Genomic DNA, 18,316 nt, shown 5'->3' with positions numbered 1-18,316 from the left:
TCCGCCGCGAACGGAGCGATCTTCGCCTCGGCCAGCGAACGCACCGCCTCACGGAGCATCCCGTGCTCCTCGGAGATACGGAAGAGATCGAAGTCCTGGCTCATGATCGCCACTCCTGTTTCACGACGGTACTCAGTACCCTTCATTATGCATGCGCGAGGCAAAAAGGGAACTCAGTGCCTTCCCTTCGCGGCACTGAGTTCCCTATCCTTTTCGTGCCGAACTTCTGGCGTACTTCCGCCGTACTTCTGCCGAACGAGCCGGCCCGAGCGCAGGGAGATGACAGCGTGGTCCACTCAGCCATCGCCGAAGCCGACACCCGGAGCACGACGCTGTACTTCCAGCGCTGCGCGTGGTGCAACAACCCGACCTTCCAGCGGCTGCTCTGCCCCACCTGCGGATCCACCGACCTCCGACTGGAGCCCAGCGAGGGCACCGGCGTGGTGCGGCGCTGCGCGGTCGAGCAGGCCCGGACGCCGCTGGTCCGTCAGAAGTCCCTGATCCGGATGGCGGAGGGCTTCGACGTCTGGTGCATCGTGGACGGGATGCGCAGCACCGTCCCGGTCGGCACCCGGGTGCGGCTGCTCTCCTCCCCCGACTCCGACCAGCCGGAGCTGCGGCTGCTGCCGGTGGAGGAGCCGCCGGTGCCCCAGGACCCCGAGCCTCGCCCGCTGCCGCCCGCCCAGGGCGGCTTCACCCAGCACCTCGCGGCCTTCGTCACGGAGTGAGCCGTACGGCGACCGGGACGGGCGGCGCGCCGGGGCGCCGCCGGGAGACGACGGAGGGCGTGGCACCGAGTACCCCTCGGTGCCACGCCCTCCTCGGTCGTCCGGGGATCAGGCCTTGCGGGCCTTCACCTCGGCGGTGAGCTGCGGCAGCACCTCGAAGAGGTCGCCCACCACGCCGTAGTCGGCGAGCTCGAAGATCGGGGCCTCGGGGTCCTTGTTGACGGCCACGATGGTCTTCGAGGTCTGCATGCCGGCCCGGTGCTGGATGGCGCCCGAGATGCCGTTGGCCACGTACAGCTGCGGGGAGACCTGCTTGCCGGTCTGGCCGACCTGGCTGCTGTGCGGGTACCAGCCGGCGTCCACGGCGGCGCGCGAGGCACCGACGGCCGCGCCCAGCACGTCGGCGAGCTCCTCGACCACGCCGAAGCCCTCGGCGGCACCGACGCCGCGGCCGCCGGAGACCACGATGGCGGCCTCGGTCAGCTCGGGGCGGCCGGAGGACACCCGCGGGGTGCGCTCGACGACCTTGGCGGCGTTGCCGCTGAACTCGACGGCGACGTTCTCCACCGCGCCGGCGGCCGGGGCGGCCTCCGGGGCGACGGCGTTCGGCTTGACGGTGATGACCGGCACGCCGTTGCTCACCCGGGAGTCGACGGTGTACGAGGCGGCGAACACCGACTGGGTGGCGACCGGGCCCTGGTCGCCGGCGCGCAGGTCGACGGCGTCGGTGATGATGCCGGAGCCGAGGCGCAGCGCGACGCGGGCGGCGACCTCCTTGCCCTCGCCGGAGGACGTCACCAGCACGGCGGCGACGTCGTTGGCCTTGGCGATCTGGGCCAGGGCGTCCACCTTCGGGACGACCAGCTGGTCGGTGAACTCGGCGCCGTCGGCGACGTACACCTTCGCCGCGCCGAACTCGCCGGCCTTGGCGGCGATGTCGGCCGCGGCCGCACCGGCGCCCAGGACGACGGCGGACGGCTCGCCGATGCGGCGGGCCAGGGTCAGCAGCTCCAGGGCCGGCTTGCGGACCGCACCGTCGGCGTGGTCCACCAGGACGAGAATCTCAGCCATTGCTCAATGTCTCCGTGTTTCGCTGGGTCGGGGGGTGGGGGCGGCTCAGATGAACTTCTGGTCGGCGAGGAAGGCCGCGAGCGACTTGCCGCCCTCGCCCTCGTCCTTGACGACCGTGCCCGCGGTCCGCGCCGGACGCGCCGCCACCGACTCGACCGCCGTCCACGAACCCGCCAGGCCGACCTCGTCCGCCTCGATGCCCAGGTCGTCCAGGTCCAGCGACTGCACCGGCTTCTTCTTCGCCGCCATGATCCCCTTGAACGACGGGTAGCGGGCCTCGCCCGACTGGTCCGTCACCGAGACCACGGCCGGCAGCGGAGCCTCCACCAGCTCGGTCGCCGCGTCACCGTCACGACGGCCCTTCACCACGCCGCCCTCGACCGACACCTCCGACAGCAGCGTCACCTGCGGCACGCCCAGACGCTCCGCCAGCAGCGCCGGCAGCACGCCCATCGTGCCGTCCGTCGACGCCATGCCGCCGATCACCAGGTCGAACCCGACCCGCTCCAGCGCCTTCGCCAGGATCGCCGACGTCCCGATCACGTCGCTGCCGTGGATGTCGTCGTCGTTCACGTGCACGGCCTTGTCCGCGCCCATCGACAGCGCCTTGCGCAGCGCGTCCTTGGCGTCGTCCGGCCCGACCGTCAGCACGGTGACCTCGGCGCCCTCGTTCGCCTCCGCGATCCGCAGCGCCTGCTCCACGCCGTACTCGTCGAGCTCCGACAGGAGGCCGTCCACACCCTCCCGGTCGGTGGTGTGGTCGTCCGCGAAACGACGGTCCCCCGTCGCGTCCGGGACGTGCTTCACACAGACGACGATCCTCAAGCTCATGAGCGGTTCTCCTGTCACGGGTGCACGGATGCACTGGATCCATGGCCTCAGGCATGCCGAGGGTACTGAGTGCCAAGTCCGGCCCGGGCGCGACCCGCGCACCGCAAGCGCCACCTGGACCGGCATACCGTGTCGGCTCTCTTCGACTGGCGTCAGAGGCTCCACGGAGAGAATACGGCACTCAGTACCCCTCGTAAAGGAACTCAGTACCCTTGCGGCCCCCGCGCCCGGACGGGCGGGCCCCGGAAAGCGGACACAAGGTTTCCGCAAGGGCCGACCAGGTCGCGTCATGGAATCCGCCAGACGGCCCGGGGAGCATCGACCCCGGGGCCGGCCGACGGCTCCGGCCTGGGATCAAGGAGGGGGAGAGCGATGACCTTGGTGCACGGGGAACAGGACGTCACGACGACGGACGGCGGGCGCGGGACGACGGCGGCCCGGAGCAACAACGGGCCGTGGGAGACCCTGCGGGACCGCAAGGAGGTGCTCGTCGTCGCGCAGACGATGGTGTACGCGAAGCGCCTGCACGACTTCTACTCGCTGCTCGCCGCCGACCTGCGGGTCCACGTGCAGTTCACGGTGGCGCCGCACGTGTTCAACGGGGGTGCGGCGGAGATCCTCCGGGCGCTGGGCGGCACCGTGCTGCCGTGGGAGCAGGCGGTCCGACGCGAGTTCGACCTGGTCCTGGCCGCCGGCTCCCAGGGGATGGAGCAGTTGCACGGCCCGGTCGTCCGGCTGCCGCACGGGGCCGGCAACATCAAGCTCTCGCGGCGCGGCGCCCCGGGCGGCGAGCGGACGGCCATCGGGCTCGGTCCGGACTACCTCTACTGGGAGGGGCGGCTCGTCCCCGCCTCGTTCGCGCTGGCCCACGAGGAGGAACTGGTCGAACTCGGGCGCGGCTGCCCGGAGGCCCTGCCGATCGCCGAGGTGGTCGGCGACCCGTGCTACGACCGCATCGCCGCCGCACTGCCGCACCGGGAGCGCCACCGGGCCGCGCTGGGGCTGCGGCCGGAGGAGAAGCTGGTCGTGGTCTGCTCCACCTGGGGCGACGGCTCGCTCTTCACCCGGCTCGACGCCGTGCTGCCGAGACTGACCTCGGAACTGCCCCGGCACGGCTACCGGGCGGTCCTGCTGACCCACCCCAACATCGCGGCCCAGCACTCGGCCTACGCGGTGCGCTCCTGGGCGACGGCCACCGCCCGGGGGGCCGTCACAGTGGTCCCGCCCGAGACGGACTGGCGGCCGCTGCTGGTCGCCGCCGACTTCGTCATCGGGGACCACGGCTCGGTCACCCTGTACGGCGCGATGACCGGCGCCCCCGTCCTGCTCGCCGAGTACCCGCACCGGCACGTCAACCCGCGCTCGCCGGCCGCGCAGCTCGCCCGCACCGCGCCCGCGCTCGCGCCCGGGCACCCGCTCACCGGCCAACTCGCGTACGCCGCCGAGCAGTACCGGCCGGAGGACTACGCGGCGATCGCCGCCCGGATCAGCTCCGAGCCGGGCCGCTTCGACCGGAACGCCAGGCGGCTGCTGTACCGCGTCCTCGGGCTGGGCGAGCCGGCGCACACCCCGGATCCGGAGCCGCTCCCGCTGCCCGAGCCGCTGGACGCGATCGCGGCGGCCGGGGAACGGCGGGCCGGATGACGGCCGCGCTGCACACGGTGCGGCTGGTGCCGGTCGGCGGTTCGGCGGGCCCCGGCTCCCCGGGCCGCGACGGTTCCTCGGCCTGCGGCGGTTCCTCGCACCGCGGCGGCTCGGTGGCCTGCGGCGGCTCGGCGGCCGCACTGTTCGAGGCGCGGGTGATGTCCACGACCGGGATCCATCGCGGGCTGCTGGCCGCGGACCCGGCGTGGCCCACGTCCTCGGCGTCCCCGGCGTCCCCGGTTCCGGGCGGACGGTCGGGGCCCGGGTTCGTGGACGAGCACCTGGTGCTCGACCTCACCGGGCCCGGGGGCCTGCGCTGGCGCCGGCACGCCGACGTGCTGCACCTCGGGCCGATCCCGGCGGCGGGCGCCCACGTGCGGCTCGCGGACCTGCTGTCCGCCCACCCCGGGTGCGCGGTGGCCACGGCGGAGCACCGTCCGGGGGCGCTGCTGGTGCTCGCCCGGACCGGGGCATGGCTCGTCCTACGGGCCCGGGGCCCGGCCGGTGGGCCGCTCCCGCCGTCGGCCCTCGGCTCGCTGGCGCACGCCTGGCTGGCGGCCGGGCGGGCGCTGGGCGAACTCGACCGGATCAGCGCCGCCAGGTGGTACGGCCCGGGCGCCGGGTGGCACGCCCAGAGGTCCGGGTGGCGCGCCCCGGGCTGCGGGAAGCACGCCCCGGGCTCCGGGTGGCGCCGGCTCACGCCTCCGGGTCGTCCGGACGCGGGGTGACGGCGGAGTCCGCTCCGTACGCGGCGAGGCGGTCGGCCAGTCTGGCCGCCTCGGCCGCGGCACCCACCTCCCGGTACCGGGCCATGGACTGCTCGAACCGGGCGCGGGCCGCGTCCGGACGGCCGCGCAGCTCCTCGACCTGGCCGGCGAACTCCAGCGTCCGCGCCTCCCAGTGGGCGGACAGCCGGGCCCGGAAGCCCGCGAGGGCGTCCTCGATGCGGGCCTCGGCCGGCTCGAACGCGCCCAGCCGGCCGTGCGCCAGACCCAGGAAGGCCATCGCGCGGGCCGCCTCGTAGTCGTCCTCGATCGAGGCCAGCTCGCGGCCCGCCCGCTCGATCGGCTCCACCGCCTCGGCCGCCCGGCCGGCCAGCAGCAGCACCTCGCCGTACGCCAGCCGGGCCAGCGCCGAACCGCGCAGGTAGCCCTCGGCCTCGCGGAGCCGGACCACCTCGTCCAGGCACTCGGCGGCCGCGTCCAGCCGACCGGCCATCCGGTGGGTCTGGCTGAGCCCGTACAGTGCGTCCGCCTGGGCCGGCGGACGGTCGGCCTCCCGGGCGAGGGCGAGGGCGGCGGTGAACCAGTCCGCCGCCTCCACCGCCTCGCCCGCGTTCCGCAGGCCGTTCCCGCCGCTGGTGAGCATCCGCAGCTCGCCGCTGCGGGAGCCGTCCGCGCGGGCGGCCCGCAGGCCGATCCGGTGGGCCTCGACCCACAGCCGGCCCGGGCGCAGCCGGAGGAACAACGGCCACATGGCGTCGGCGAGTTGCCAGGCCGCGGCGGGGCGGCCCAGCTCCTCGCACCAGCGCAGGACGTCGGCGAGCCGGTCGCGTTCCGCGTCGAGCCACTCCACGGCCGGCACGTCGCCCGTGAACTCCCGGGCCGGGTGGGCGGCGCGGGTGCGGTAGTCGCGGGCGAGGGTGCGGTGGCTCGGCGAGACGACCGCCTCGGCCGCCGTGGCCGAGGCCAGGTACCAGTCGACGACCCGGTCGAGCGCGGCCGCCGCGGGCGGGGTGCCGCGGACCAGCTCCCCCCGCGCCCGGGCGTGCAGCCGCACCAGGTCGTGGAAGCGGAACCGCTGCGGGCCGGTCTCCTCCAGCAGGTGCACGTCGATCAGGCCGTCCAGCAGCCGATCCGCCCCGGCCGGGTCCAGGTCCGCCAGCACCGCGGCGTTCTCCAGGGTGAACTCGGCGAAGGGCAGCAGGCCGAGCAGCCCGTAGAGCCGGGCGGCGTCCGGCTCCAGCACGCCGTAGGAGGCGTCCAGCAGGTCCCGCACCGTCTCCCCCTCCACGTCCAGCGCCGCCAGCCGGTCGGTGCCGCGCCCGAGCATCTCGGCGGTCGCCGCGAGCGACTGGGCCGGGCGCGCCGCGATGCGGGCCGCCGCCAGGCAGATCGCCAGCGGCAGCCCGGCGCAGGCGTCCACCACCTCGGCCGCGGCGTCGCGTTCGTCGACCACCCGGCTCCTGCCGACCCGCGCGGCGAGGATCTCGGTGGAGGCCTCCGGGGCGAGCGGGGCCAGCGGCCGGAACACCGCGCCGTCGATGCCCAGCCCGGTGAGCCGGCGCCGGCTGGTCACCACGACCACGGTGTGGTCCGAGCCTGGCAGCAGCGGCCGCACCTGGGCGGCCGTCGAGGCGTTGTCCAGCAGCACGGAGATCCGCCGCTCCGCCGCCAGCGAGCGCCAGAGCGCGGCGCCCTCCGCCAGGCTGCCGGGCACCGGGGAGATCCCGAAGGCCCGCAGGAAGCCGCCGAGGGCCTCGGCCGGGTCGGCGGGGCCGTCGGGCGCGTAGCCGCGCAGGTCAGCGTACAGCTGGCCGTCCGGGAAGCGGTCGGACTGCCCGCGCAGCCACTGCGCGGCCAGGGCCGTCTTGCCGACCCCGGCGGGGCCGGTCACCACGACCGTGACGTCCGCCGCCCCGGCATCCGGGTCCAACGAGGAGTCAAGCGAGGCCAGTTCGGCCTCCCGACCGATCAACCGCCGCGGGCAGGGCGGGAGTTGCCTGGGCGTCGGCAACGCGGACGGCCCGTGCAGGTGCAGTCCGCCGTGGATCGCGCCGGCCTGCACCACCGGGCCGGAGACCGTCGTGGCGCCGGCCAGCGAGTTCCGCACCGCTCCGTGCGGCAGCTTGGCGTCGTTCACCGGCACCCGCCGGCCACGGTCGATCCTGTCACTGGCTCCCCCGGCCTCGGACGAATGATCGCTGTGCCGCTAGCATATGACGCATCGCCATGTCGAGATTATGGCCAAAGGGGCGGCCGCGGAACCCCTGCGGCGGTATGGGCGAATGCCCGGGCGCCTGCCGTGCTCACCCGGATCCTCACGTCGGTCCCGCTGCGGTGCTAACCCCGTAGGACGACGGCCGCCTCGCCCGTGTACACCCGGAACGTGAGCGTCTCCTGCAGGTACAGGCGAATCGTTTCGGCGTCGTGGGAGAGGTAGCCCACCGAGGCGTCCTGGCCGAGGAACAGTTCGAAGTCCCCGCCGCGGGCGGACAGCAGGTAGGCGCCCTCGATGGCCGGGGCCCAGATGATGTCGCCGTCGAGGAGCCGGGCGATGTGGTTGTGGACGGGGTAGCCGTGGTCGCTGGTCTCGTTGACGGCGGTGAAGGCGGCCGCGCCGAGCAGGAGCGAGTAGGGGCCGCCGACGCCGGCGAGGCGCAGGGCGGTCAGGGCCCGGCTGACCGCCTCCGGGTACTCCCGGACGTCGTCGGGGAGCTGGACCGGGGGGTTGGTGGAGGCGGCCCGGATGCCGTCGATCGCGGCGGCGCGGTAGCCCTCGAACACGGCGCGGTCCTCGGCCAGGGCGAGGGTGCGGGCCGCGTCCTTGACGGGCTGCCAGTCGCTGTCCTTGGAGCCGCGTTCGACGTCGTCCACGGCGTCCCGGCGGACGGTGAAGGGGACGCGCAGCTCGACCACCGGCTGGGCGGCCCGGGCGCGGGCCTGGACGCCGTCCGCCGGGGGGTCGACGGCGGTCAGGTGGCCGGTGCCGACGGCCGCGAGGGTGGCGCCCTCGGGGCCGGTGAGGTCGACCACCCGGCGGCCGGCGATGTGCAGCTTGAAGGTCTGGCGGGCCTCCTCCTCGATCTCCTCCCACGCGGCGGCGGAGATCGGGGCGAGGTCCCGGTGGAGGTTGTTCATGTGCGCGGTCCTGTTCGACGGGGCGGTCAGGGGCTCTGCTTGAGGCTGCCGATGCCGAGCGAGCCGTCCCCGGCGGCGGACTCCGGGGCGGCGGCGGGCACGACGGGCGCGGAGGCGGCGCCGGGCACAGCGGGGGCGGGGGCGACGGAGGGCGCCGGCGGCGGGGAGTCGAGGAAGTCGGCGGTGGGGACGAAGAACAGCCCGCCGGTCACGGCGGTGGAGAAGTCGAGCAGCCGGTCGGTGGTGCCCGGCGGGTCGCCGACGAACATGTTGCGCAGCATCTCCTCGGTCACCCCGGGGTCGGCCGCGTAGCCGATGAAGTAGGTGCCGGCCTCGCCGCCGCTCCCGGCGGAGCCGAACGTGCCGTACGGCATGTTGAAGCGGACGATCTTCCGCTCCTCGCCGTCCGGTCCGGTGATCACGGTGAGCGCCACGTGCGAGTCGGCGGGCTTGACGTCGTCGTCCAGTTCGATGTCGGTGAGCTTGGTGCGGCCGACCGCGCCCTCCTGCTGCTCGACGCTCAGCGCGTTCCACCCGTCCATGTCGTGCACGTACCGCTGCACGACGACGTAGCTGCCGCCGGCGAACGCCGGGTCCTCGGCGCCGACCAGGGCGGCCCGCTCGGCGGCCCGGCCCTCCGGGTTCTCGGTGCCGTCGACGAAGCCGAGCAGGTCCCGGTCCTCGAAGTACTTGAAGCCCTGGACGGAGTCGACGACGGTGGCCGCCCCGGCCAGCCGCTCGGTGAGCTGCGCGGCCAGCTCGTAGCAGAGGTCCATCCGCTCCGCCCGCAGGTGCAGCAGCAGGTCCCCGGGGGTGGCGGGGGCCCGGTGGCGGGGTCCGACCACCTCCTGGAGGGGGTGCAGGGAGGCGGGCCGGGGGCCGTCGAAGAGGCGGTCCCAGAGTTCGGAGCCGATACCGGTGACGCAGGTGAGGGCGCCGTCGGGGGCCCGGAAGCCGACCGCGCGGCGCAGCCCCGCGAGTTCGGGCAGCAGGTCGCGGACGACCGCCTCCCGGCCGGGTTCGACGGTGAGGACCAGGAAGACGGCCGCGCTGGTCAGCGGAGAGAGTACGGCTTGCGGTTCGGCCCGCACGGTCGTGATCATGCGAACGATTACACCGCAGAACGGACGATCCGGCGCGGCCGGCGCACAGCCGAACGGCCCCACCGGGCAGGCCGGACGGCCCCGCCGGAGTGCGTTCCGACGGGGCCGTCCGGCTGACGCGACCGGCCCTTCCGAGTGAACGTCAGGCGCGTCGCCGCCCGGAGCCGGTGGCGGCCACCACGGCCCCCAGCACCGCGGAGACGACCGGCACCACCAGGGCGGCCCGGAAGCCCTCCAGCGCGGTGGCCCCCGACCCCAGCGCGGCCAGGTCCACCGTGGTCACCACCGAGAGGCCGAGCGCCGCCCCGAACTGGAACGAGGTGTTGAGCAGCCCGCCGGCCAGCCCCTGCTCCTCCTCCGCGATCCCCTCGGTGGCCGCGATGGTCAGCGGCCCGTACGCGAGGGCGAAGGCCAGCCCGGTCAGCAGCATGGTCGGGAACATCATCGGGTACGTCCAGTCGACGCCCACCGGCAGGAACAGCCCGTACGAGAGCGCGGCCAGCAGGAAGCCGCCGAGGATCACCCGGGCGTTGCCGAAGCGCTCCACCAGCTTCGGGGTGAGGGTCGGCGCCAGCACCGAGTCCACGCCGACGGCGAGCAGCGCCAGGCCGGTCTGGAGCGGGGACCAGCCGCGCAGGTCCTGGAGGTAGAGGGTGGCGGTGAACTGGAAGCCGAAGAACGAGCCGGCGAACAGCACCGCGCCGAGGTTGGCCCGCAGCAGCGGCCCGGAGCGCAGCACGCCCAGCCGCACCAGCGGCGCGGGCGAGCGCCGCTCGACCACCGTGAACACCGCCAGCAGGGCGAGCCCGCCGGCCAGCACCGCGGCGGTGGTGCCGGCCCGCGCGCCCGGCTCGCCGATCCGGACCACGCCGTACACCAGCAGCAGCATCGCCCCCGTCGCGGCCGCCGCTCCGGCCAGGTCGAAGCGCCCGCCGGCCCGCCGCGGCGCGGCCTCGCGCGGGATCAGCGGGACGGCGGCCGCCAGCAGCGCCCCGGCCAGCAGCACCGGGGCGAAGAACACCCAGCGCCAGCTGACCGCCGTCAGCAGGCCGCCGACCACCAGGCCGAGCGAGAAGCCCGCCGCGGCCGTCCCCGCGTACACCAGCAGCGCCCGGTTGCGCCGCGGGCCCTCGGGGAAGGCGGTGGTGATGATCGACAGCCCGGCCGGGGTCATGAAGGCCGCCGACAGGCCGGTGACGAAGCGGGCCAGGATCAGTACCCAGCCCTCGGTGGCCAGCCCGCCGAGGCCGGAGAAGAGCACGAAGACGGTCAGCCAGCACAGGAACATCCGGCGCCGGCCCAGCAGGTCGGCCGTCCGGCCGCCGAGCAGCATGAAGCCGCCGTAGCCCAGCACGTACGCGCTCAGCACCCAGGACAGCGCGCCGGTGGACATCCCCAGGTCGGCGCGGATCGAGGGCAGCGCCACGTTCAGCATGGCGACGTCGATGCCCTCCAGGAAGATCGCGCCGCAGAGCACGGCCAGCACGGCGGCGGAGCGGCCGCCGAGCCGGGCCGGGGGCTCCGGCGGCGGGCGATCCCCGGGTCCGGGAACGGCCTCCCGGCTGTTTTCGGGCAGGGCTGATGACACGGACACCTGGGGCTCCTCGGGGAGAACGGGGGTGGCGAGGGCCCCGGACGGTTCTTCCCCGTCCGGTCGGTTCCCTCTTGTAACCACTCGTCATCCTCGGGCAGCATCGGGAGGCATGGAAGAAGGCACTTCGAAGGAACCGACGCACTGCGCGGGTACCGAGGACGGCTACGACGTCCTCCAGTGGGACGTCCGGGAGGACTGCGAGGTGCGGCAGATCCTGGACCGGATCGCCGACAAGTGGTCGCTGCTGGTGATCTCCCTGCTGGACCGGCGGTCGCTGCGCTTCACCGAGCTGCGCCGGGCGATCGACGGGGTCAGCCAGCGGATGCTCACCGTCACGCTGCGCCAGCTGGAGCGGGACGGCCTGGTCGAGCGGACGGTGCACCCGGTGGTGCCGCCCCGGGTCGACTACGCGCTGACCCCGCTCGGGCGGACGCTGCACGCCACCATCCAGTCGCTGGTCACCTGGACCGAGGCGCACCAGCGCGAGATCGCGGCGGCGCGGGCCGCGTACGACTCCCGGGAGAACGCGTCCTGAGGCGCGGACGTGCGACGTGTCCTGGGACGCGACGCGGGGCGGGCGCGCCTCGTCGCGCACCCGCCCCGCGTCCGCCCCACGTCCGCCTCCCGCCCGCAGGCCGCCCCTCGCGGCCTCGGCCCGGCTCAGACCCGCAGCGCCGCCAGCTGCTCGGCGAACGGCACCACCTGCTCGGGGCGCGCCGGCGCCGCCGGGCCGCGCCCGGCCAGCAGCGCCGCCAGCTCGCCGGCCGCCCGGTCGATCCGGCGCGGCAGGCCGTCGGTGAGCCCGTCCCCCGCCGCGCCCCAGTCGTCGGTGGCCGCGTAGACGGCGGTCGGCAGCACCACCGCGCGCAGGTAGCTGAACAGCGGACGGACGGCGTGTTCCAGGGCGAGCGAGTGCCGGGGCGTGCCGCCGGTGGCGGCGATCAGCACCGGCTTGCCGGTGAGCGCGTCGTTGTCGACCACGTCGAAGAAGGACTTGAACAGACCGCTGTACGAGGCCGTGAAGATCGGCGTCACCGCGATCAGGGCGTCCGCCTCCGTCACCGCCTCGATCGCCGCGCGCAGCCCGCTGCCGGGGAAGCCGGTGACGAAGTTGTTGGCGATCTCCACCGCCAGGTCCCGCAGTTCGACCACGGTGGCGTCCACCTCCCGCCCCTCCTGGGCGAGTCGGCGCACGGTCGAGTCGGTGAGCCGGTCCGCCAGCAGCCGCGTCGAGGACGGCTTGCTCAGCCCGGCACTCACCACCACCAGCTTGAACGCGGTCACTTGGCCACCTCCGTCGTCTCGTTCTCGCGCGCGTCGCGGGCCGCGACCAGCGCGGTGTGGGTCGGTCCGTCCGGCACCTCGGCCGGGCGGCCCTTGGCGAACTCCTCGCGCAGCACCGGCACGACCTCCTCGCCGAGCAGGTCCAGCTGCTCCAGCACCGTCTTGAGCGGCAGGCCGGCGTGGTCCATCAGGAACAGCTGGCGCTGGTAGTCGCCGAAGGTCTCGCGGAACGTCAGGGTCTTCTCGATGACCTCCTGCGGGCTGCCCACGGTCAGCGGGGTCTGCTCGGTGAACTCCTCCAGCGAGGGCCCGTGGCCGTACACCGGCGCGTTGTCGAAGTACGGGCGGAACTCGCGCACCGCGTCCTGGGAGTTCTTCCGCATGAACACCTGCCCGCCGAGGCCGACGACGGCCTGCTCGGGCGTGCCGTGGCCGTAGTGGGCGTAGCGCTCGCGGTAGAGGTCGATCAGCTTCTGGAAGTGCTCCTTGGGCCAGAAGATGTTGTTCGCGAAGAAGCCGTCGCCGTAGTAGGCGGCCTGCTCGGCGATCTCGGGGCTGCGGATCGAGCCGTGCCAGACGAACGGCGGGACGTCGTCCAGCGGGCGCGGGGTGGAGGTGAAGCCCTGGAGCGGGGTGCGGAAGCGGCCCTGCCAGTCCACGACCTCCTCGCGCCACAGCTGGTGCAGCAGCGCGTAGTTCTCGATCGCGAGCGGGATGCCCTGGCGGATGTCCTGGCCGAACCACGGGTAGACCGGGCCGGTGTTGCCGCGGCCCATCATGACGTCCACCCGGCCCTCGGCCAGGTGCTGGAGCATCGCGAAGTCCTCGGCGATCTTCACCGGGTCGTTGGTGGTGATCAGCGTGGTCGAGGTGGAGAGGATGATGCGGTCGGTCTGCGCGGCTATGTAGCCGAGCATGGTCGTCGGCGAGGACGGGACGAACGGCGGGTTGTGGTGCTCGCCGGTCGCGAAGACGTCCAGGCCGACCTCCTCGGCCTTGCGGGCGATCGCCACCATCGCCTTGATCCGCTCGTGCTCGCTCGGGGTGCGGCCGGTGGTGGGGTCGGTCGTCACGTCGCCGACGGAGAAGATTCCGAACTGCATGCTGATCACCACGTCCCAGGTAGTCCAACTTTCAACCACCCTAGCATCCGGCCGCCGCCCGGTATTCCCTCCGGGCGCCCGCCGTGCGGTGCGACGACAATGGAAGGCGCGGAGAGGCAAGGGAAGGCTCCGGAAGGGCGGCGGACGATGGGTCCGTACATCGCGGTGAGCGCGCTGAGCCACGAGGGCCTGGTGCGCGGGCACAACGAGGACAGCCTGACGGTCGGGCCGTGGACGCTCTGCGCCACCGTGACCACCAACCCGCAGACCCTGCTCTTCCCGGTCGGCCCGCCCTGCGTGGTCGCGGTCGCCGACGGCCTGGGCGGCCACCCCGGCGGCGAGGTGGCCAGCGCCCTGGTCGCCCGCCGGCTCGCCGCCGACGGGGGCGCGCTGGACGACGAGGACTCCGTCCGCGAGGAGCTCCAGGGCTGCAACCGGGCCGTCTACGCGGCCGCCGCCGAGGAGCCCGAGCTCGCCGCGATGGGCACCACCGTCGCCGGGCTGGTGCTGCTGCCCGAACGGGCCCTGGTCTTCAACGTCGGCGACAGCCGGGTCTACCGGATCACCGGGGACGGGCTGCGCCGGGTGAGCGTGGACGACAGCCCGCCGCTGCCGCCCGGGCAGCGCACCACCTCGGTGGTCACCCAGACCCTGGGCGGCTCGCTCGGGCTCACCTTCGTCGAACCGCACGTCCGGGCGGCGCCGCTGGCCGCCGGGGACCGCTACCTGGTGTGCAGCGACGGGCTCACCGACCCGGTGCCCGAGGAGGAGCTGGCCGGGCTGCTGGAGCGGTCGTCGGAGGGGGCGGACCGTTCGGACGGCAGGGCGGCGTTCGAGCTGTGGAAGGCGGCGATCGAGGCCGGCGGGCCGGACAACATCACCCTGGCGCTGGTGCGGGTCGGCGCGTAGGGCTCCCCGACGGCGCGGGTCCGCCCCGGGCGGGGCGCCGTAGCGCTCCGCCCGGGGCGGTCACCTGTCCGTTCGCCGTACTCGGCTCAGATCTCGCTCGTGACGCTCACCCCGCTGAAGCCCTGCTGGGCGTGGAGGCTGAAGTAGACGTAGCCCGCCGGCGGGTTCGTGACGGTCAGCGTCTCGGAGTTGTCCGGGTTGGTCGACCGCGCGGTGTTGGCGTTCGTGTAGGCCCAGCCCGCCGCGTTGTAGTAGAGGTCGCCGTTGCCGGTGCCGCCGCTGGTGGTGATCTTCACCTGCTTGGTGCCGGCCGGCACCAGCAGGTAGAAGTGCGCGTAGTTGCCGGTGCTCGCCGCGACGTTGCTGCGGGCGCAGTTGGCGTCCAGCTGCCGGGTGTCGGCGGCGCTGCACTCGGGCACCTGCGGGATGGTCGGGGTGGTGCCGCAGGCGCCGCTCGCGCACTTGGTCAGCCAGCTGTCGAAGTCGGCGTCGTAGCGGGTGCCGATGGTGGTCTTCAGGATGGCGCGGGCGCCGTCCCAGTCACCGGCGCGGTACTTGGCGAGGACCGCGTCCACGTCGGAGCGGTGCTGCTCCATCATGTAGCGGACGGCCAGGTAGCCCCAGCGGTAGACCCGGTCCTGGTCGCCGTAGCCGGTGTCGAAGAGGTCGCTCAGCCGGTAGGTGTGACGGCCGGCCGCCGCGACGGCGGCGTCGTTGGCCACCTTGCGGTACGAGTAGGACACGTACTCGGCGAAGCCCTCGACCCACCAGATGGTCGGCGTCTTCATGCCGGCGTTGAAGTCGCCGTACATGTCGAACCGGCCGTCGAGGTAGTGGGTGTACTCGTGGTTGAGGTTCCAGATCTCGAAGGACGGGCGGGCCCACTCGGCCTCGTAGCAGAGGAAGCGCGGCTGGTTGCCGGCCTTGGCCGGGTCGCCCTCCAGGTACATGCCGCCGTTGTTGGTGTCGATGCCGTAGATCGCGGCGGCCAGCACCTGGTAGTCGAGCGAGGAGTGGAAGACCACGACCTCGATCGTGGTGTTCCGGTCGTCCTTGACCGCGCCGTTGTCCTTGGCGACCGAGTGGAAGTACGCGTCCTGGCCGTTCAGGCTGGTGCAGGCGGTGCCCAGCTGGGTGCTGTCCAGCGCCTGGGCGAGCAGGGTGATGCTCGGGCTGCAGGTGTGCTTGACGGTCAGCACGCCGGCCTTGAGCTGGTCGGACTTGTTGCAGGTGCCGTAGTACGAGCAGTTGCCGACGTCGTAGTAGTCGACCGCCTCGGCGACGGCGGCCCACTGGTAGACGGTGCGGCCCTTCGGCTCCGACTTCTGGACCAGCGCCTTGGCCAGCGGACGGACCTTGGCCTGGAGCGCCGTGTCCTTCAGGAAGCGGCTCAGTTCCTTGGTGGCGTTGTAGACCAGCACGCCGTAGGTGTCGCCGAGCAGGGCGTTGTTGCGGGTCGCGAAGTCGGACAGCGCGTCCAGCACGCTCGGGTCGGCCTCGACGGCCGCGTCGAAGCCGGGCACCTGGTGGCCGCGGAACAGCACGGTGAACACCGGGTTGACCGCCCACGCCATGCCGGCCGGGTTCCAGGTGTCGGCCTTGTAGTCGCCCAGCAGCCGCTTGACCACCGGCAGGTAGCGGACGTTCTCCTGCGCGCTGTCGATCAGGGTGACGGCCTCGCCCAGGATGGGCGCGTTGCCCGCCGCGACGTCGCGCGAGTGCGCGCTGTTGAAGAAGGCGTCCAGGCCGGACCGGATCGCGGTCTTCAGGCCGGCGCCGTACTCGCCGACGTCCTCCTTGTGGTACCACTGCACGAAGTAGCCGGCGCGCAGGAAGAGCACCAGCTGCTCGACGGAGGTGGAGTTGTCACCGGGGTAGCCGGCCGCCGCGTCGCGCAGCGCGTAGGCCACCGTGCTCATCTGCTCCTCGCGGAACGCGCCCCGCGCGTCGCCGCCGGTGAGCTTGAACAGCGAGTTGACGCACTGGAGGTCGGCGTCCTTGATGTGCTGGACCAGGTCGCCGCCGGTCCGGCCGGTGAAGTCGCCGGTGTTGCAGGGCTTTTCGGCCGCCGCGCCGAGGCCGAAGGCCTTGGCGGTCGAGCGGACCTCGGCCGGCCGGGTGTCGACCGGGAGCGGGGCGCGCTCGTCGACCGAGGCCAACTGCTGCCCGCTGTCGGCTCGTTCGGGCGCGTCGATGCCCGGCTGCGGGGCCGGTCCGGCGGGGGTCGGGGCAGGCGCGCCACCGGCGGCGGGGCCGGCGGGGGCGGCCTGGGACTGGGGGGCGAACAGGCCGACCGCCAGGAACAGGGACAGGACGAGCGTCAGCAATCGTGCCAGCTGCGGGAGTCGCAGCAGACGTGAAGGACTCACGTGGGGGCCTCCGGGCCGTCGTCGGCCGCGACCTGGGGGCGCGGCCGGTGGGGGTGGCGAGGACCGTTGGTGACGGCGCCGCGTGGGGGCGGTTCCGTCGGGCACGGCGGGGGGTGTGACATGTACCATGGCACACATCACATGCCTCTGGGAACCCGCCGCGTTGTGTACGGTTCGCGGGGAACGGAGGCGGGATCCGTGATGACGGGCCGTCAGGCCACCGGCTCGGGGCGGGGCGCTCCGCCCTGTCCGGGGGCCGCCCGTCCCGCAACGACGGGAAGGGCATGGCGACGGGTCGTCACCATGCCCTTCTTCCGTCCGCGGAACAGCTGCTCGCGGAGCGGTTGCCGGCAGTTGCCGGGGGTGCCTGCGATTGCTCGCGGTTGCCTGCGGTTGCTCGCGGCCGTTCGCGGTGCGGCCGCACCGCGGCGGACTACTTGCGGAGCAGCAGGATCACGCCCGCCGTCGCCAGGCCGACCACGACGGCGGCCGCGCCGTACGCCAGGCGGTGCGCCCGCAGCACCGGCAGGAAGCGGTCCACGGCGTAGCGGCCGGGGCCGGTCAGGGCGAGCGCGGCGGCACCGGCGGTCAGCAGCAGCTCGTACTCGCTGCCCTTCGGGGCGAAGAAGCCGCCGCCCCAGGTGACGGCGATCGCGTTGACCATCGTGCCGACGATCGCGGCGCCCGCCAGCGGGGTCAGCAGGCCGACGGCGAGGGCGAGTCCGCCCAGCGTCTCGGTGAGGCCGGCCACCACGGCCATGGCGTCGCCGGCCGGGTAGCCGCTCATGGTGAAGAACTGACCGGTGCCGTCGATCCCGCCGCCGCCGAACCAGCCGAACAGCTTCTGGCTGCCGTGCGCGGCCATGGTCAGGCCGAGAACGAGGCGCAGGAGCAGGAGTCCGGCGTCGTAGGCGTGCGGGGAGGTCGTCGCGGGCCCGGCGGCGTCCCGGGCCGGGCTGACGGTGGTGGTGGCGGCGGTCGTGCTCGGGCTGCTGCTCGGCATGCGCGTCTCCATCGATCGGGGTTCGGTCGTCGTCCGGCGCGGCCGGACGTGGTCACAGGTCGTGGTGTGCGGCGGGCGGGCGGGGGTCGCCCCCGCGCCATTGTTCAAATTTGAACGGCCGCTCTTCCGACCGTACCGCGAAGTTCGAATTTGAACAACTGACGGGGCGTCGACAACTCGCGGGCCCCCGCGGGGCCGGGGAGGGTGGAGGCATGGCTCAACACAGGCAGCACCGACGGGAGGCACGGACGGGCACCCCGTACGCCGAGGCGCTGGACGCCTTCGGCGAGCGCGTCCGACTGATCGGCCCCGGCCAGTGGGACGCGCCCACCCCGTGCAGCGACTGGTCCGTCCGCGACCTGGTCAACCACCTCACCGGCGAGCAGCTCTGGGTGCCCGAACTGCTGATGGGCGCCACCATCGGCGAGGTCGGCGGACGCTTCGACGGCGACGTGCTCGGTGACGACCCGGTCACCGCCTGGACCGAGGCCGCCGAGGCCGCCCGGGAGGCCTGGGCCGTCCCCGGCGCCACCGAGCTGACCGTCCACCTCTCCTACGGGGACGTCTCCGGCCAGTACTACCTGGACCAGCTCACCACCGACCTGGTGATCCACACCTGGGACCTCGCCGAGGGCATCGGCCGGCGCACCCGGCTCCCGGCCGGGCTCGTCGAGTTCGCGCTCGACGAGTTCAGCGGGTACGGGGACCTCTCCGGCAGCGGGCTCTTCGACCCGCCGGTGCCGGTGCCCGAGGACGCCGCCCCGCAGACCCGGCTGCTCGCCCTCGCCGGGCGGCGGGACGGCGGGTGAGCGGGGGC

General features: G+C 73.9%; 16 protein-coding genes. 6 read left to right on the top strand and 10 right to left on the bottom strand.

From position 1 onward, the window contains the following. Positions 1 to 287: 287 nt before the first annotated feature. A complete protein-coding gene (locus ACFY0X_RS27105; protein WP_387758318.1) occupies positions 288 to 728 on the top strand; it encodes a hypothetical protein in 441 nt (146 codons plus the stop codon). A 108-nt stretch (positions 729 to 836) separates the two neighbouring features. Here ACFY0X_RS27105 and ACFY0X_RS27100 read toward each other — a convergent pair whose 3' ends face one another. Both ACFY0X_RS27100 and ACFY0X_RS27095 read right to left on the bottom strand, forming a co-directional pair. Continuing rightward, a complete protein-coding gene (locus ACFY0X_RS27100) occupies positions 837 to 1,799 on the bottom strand; it encodes an electron transfer flavoprotein subunit alpha/FixB family protein (RefSeq protein WP_387758316.1) in 963 nt (320 codons plus the stop codon). 45 nt (positions 1,800 to 1,844) lie between these two features. Continuing rightward, positions 1,845 to 2,630: an electron transfer flavoprotein subunit beta/FixA family protein gene (locus ACFY0X_RS27095; protein WP_387758315.1), complete on the bottom strand. Its 786-nt coding sequence runs from the start codon at positions 2,628 to 2,630 to the stop codon at positions 1,845 to 1,847. Between the two features lie 372 nt (positions 2,631 to 3,002). Between ACFY0X_RS27095 and ACFY0X_RS27090 the strand changes: the two genes are divergently transcribed. Together ACFY0X_RS27090 and ACFY0X_RS27085 are read left to right on the top strand one after the other, a co-directional pair. Then, a complete protein-coding gene (locus ACFY0X_RS27090) occupies positions 3,003 to 4,274 on the top strand; it encodes a hypothetical protein (protein WP_387758314.1) in 1,272 nt (423 codons plus the stop codon). Continuing rightward, the gene (locus tag ACFY0X_RS27085; RefSeq protein ID WP_387758312.1) at positions 4,271 to 5,002 is read left to right on the top strand and encodes a hypothetical protein; all 732 of its coding nucleotides are present in this window, start codon (positions 4,271 to 4,273) and stop codon (positions 5,000 to 5,002) included. The genes ACFY0X_RS27090 and ACFY0X_RS27085 overlap by 4 nt, the downstream gene beginning before the upstream one ends. On the opposite strand, the gene ACFY0X_RS27080 is transcribed toward ACFY0X_RS27085, so the two are convergent. The 4 genes from ACFY0X_RS27080 to ACFY0X_RS27065 form a co-directional block, all read right to left on the bottom strand. After that, positions 4,971 to 7,136 carry an ATP-binding protein gene (locus ACFY0X_RS27080; RefSeq protein ID WP_387758311.1) on the bottom strand — a complete coding sequence of 722 codons (2,166 nt, stop codon included), beginning with the start codon at positions 7,134 to 7,136 and terminating at the stop codon, positions 4,971 to 4,973. The genes ACFY0X_RS27085 and ACFY0X_RS27080 overlap by 32 nt on opposite strands. A 200-nt stretch (positions 7,137 to 7,336) precedes the next feature. Continuing rightward, positions 7,337 to 8,134, bottom strand: a complete 798-nt coding sequence (locus ACFY0X_RS27075) for a family 1 encapsulin nanocompartment shell protein (protein ID WP_387758309.1) — start codon at positions 8,132 to 8,134, stop codon at positions 7,337 to 7,339. A gap of 26 nt (positions 8,135 to 8,160) precedes the next feature. Beyond that, the gene (locus ACFY0X_RS27070) at positions 8,161 to 9,237 is read right to left on the bottom strand and encodes a Dyp-type peroxidase (RefSeq protein WP_387758308.1); all 1,077 of its coding nucleotides are present in this window, start codon (positions 9,235 to 9,237) and stop codon (positions 8,161 to 8,163) included. Positions 9,238 to 9,379: 142 nt separating this feature from the next. Next, complete coding sequence (locus tag ACFY0X_RS27065; RefSeq protein WP_387758307.1) at positions 9,380 to 10,831, bottom strand: MFS transporter; 1,452 nt, start codon at positions 10,829 to 10,831, stop codon at positions 9,380 to 9,382. Between the two features lie 109 nt (positions 10,832 to 10,940). Here ACFY0X_RS27065 and ACFY0X_RS27060 point away from each other — a divergent pair, with 109 nt between their 5' ends. Beyond that, positions 10,941 to 11,366, top strand: coding sequence for a winged helix-turn-helix transcriptional regulator (locus tag ACFY0X_RS27060; protein ID WP_387758306.1), 426 nt, complete (start codon positions 10,941 to 10,943; stop codon positions 11,364 to 11,366). 125 nt (positions 11,367 to 11,491) lie between these two features. On the opposite strand, the gene ACFY0X_RS27055 is transcribed toward ACFY0X_RS27060, so the two are convergent. Together ACFY0X_RS27055 and ACFY0X_RS27050 are read right to left on the bottom strand one after the other, a co-directional pair. Continuing rightward, positions 11,492 to 12,115 carry an FMN reductase gene (locus tag ACFY0X_RS27055; RefSeq protein WP_387758304.1) on the bottom strand — a complete coding sequence of 208 codons (624 nt, stop codon included), beginning with the start codon at positions 12,113 to 12,115 and terminating at the stop codon, positions 11,492 to 11,494. Continuing rightward, positions 12,112 to 13,218, bottom strand: a complete 1,107-nt coding sequence (locus tag ACFY0X_RS27050; RefSeq protein WP_387758303.1) for an LLM class flavin-dependent oxidoreductase — start codon at positions 13,216 to 13,218, stop codon at positions 12,112 to 12,114. The genes ACFY0X_RS27055 and ACFY0X_RS27050 overlap by 4 nt, the downstream gene beginning before the upstream one ends. Before the next feature lie 147 nt (positions 13,219 to 13,365). Here ACFY0X_RS27050 and ACFY0X_RS27045 point away from each other — a divergent pair, with 147 nt between their 5' ends. After that, positions 13,366 to 14,127 (top strand): PP2C family protein-serine/threonine phosphatase, encoded by a 762-nt coding sequence (locus tag ACFY0X_RS27045; RefSeq protein WP_387758301.1) that lies wholly within the window; start codon positions 13,366 to 13,368, stop codon positions 14,125 to 14,127. 86 nt (positions 14,128 to 14,213) lie between these two features. Here the strand turns inward: ACFY0X_RS27045 and ACFY0X_RS27040 are convergent, their stop codons facing one another. Next, positions 14,214 to 16,496, bottom strand: coding sequence for a M9 family metallopeptidase (locus tag ACFY0X_RS27040; RefSeq protein ID WP_387758300.1), 2,283 nt, complete (start codon positions 16,494 to 16,496; stop codon positions 14,214 to 14,216). A 433-nt stretch (positions 16,497 to 16,929) separates the two neighbouring features. Next, the gene (locus ACFY0X_RS27035) at positions 16,930 to 17,499 is read right to left on the bottom strand and encodes a DoxX family protein (protein ID WP_387758299.1); all 570 of its coding nucleotides are present in this window, start codon (positions 17,497 to 17,499) and stop codon (positions 16,930 to 16,932) included. A 212-nt stretch (positions 17,500 to 17,711) separates the two neighbouring features. On the opposite strand from ACFY0X_RS27035, the gene ACFY0X_RS27030 reads away from it, so the two are divergent. After that, a complete protein-coding gene (locus tag ACFY0X_RS27030) occupies positions 17,712 to 18,308 on the top strand; it encodes a TIGR03086 family metal-binding protein (RefSeq protein ID WP_387758297.1) in 597 nt (198 codons plus the stop codon). Positions 18,309 to 18,316: the final 8 nt, after the last annotated feature.

It is taken from the genome of Kitasatospora sp. NPDC001547 (assembly GCF_042894165.1).
Lineage (GTDB): Bacteria > Actinomycetota > Actinomycetes > Streptomycetales > Streptomycetaceae > Kitasatospora.
This window is presented reverse-complemented; position numbering and strand designations above follow the sequence as displayed.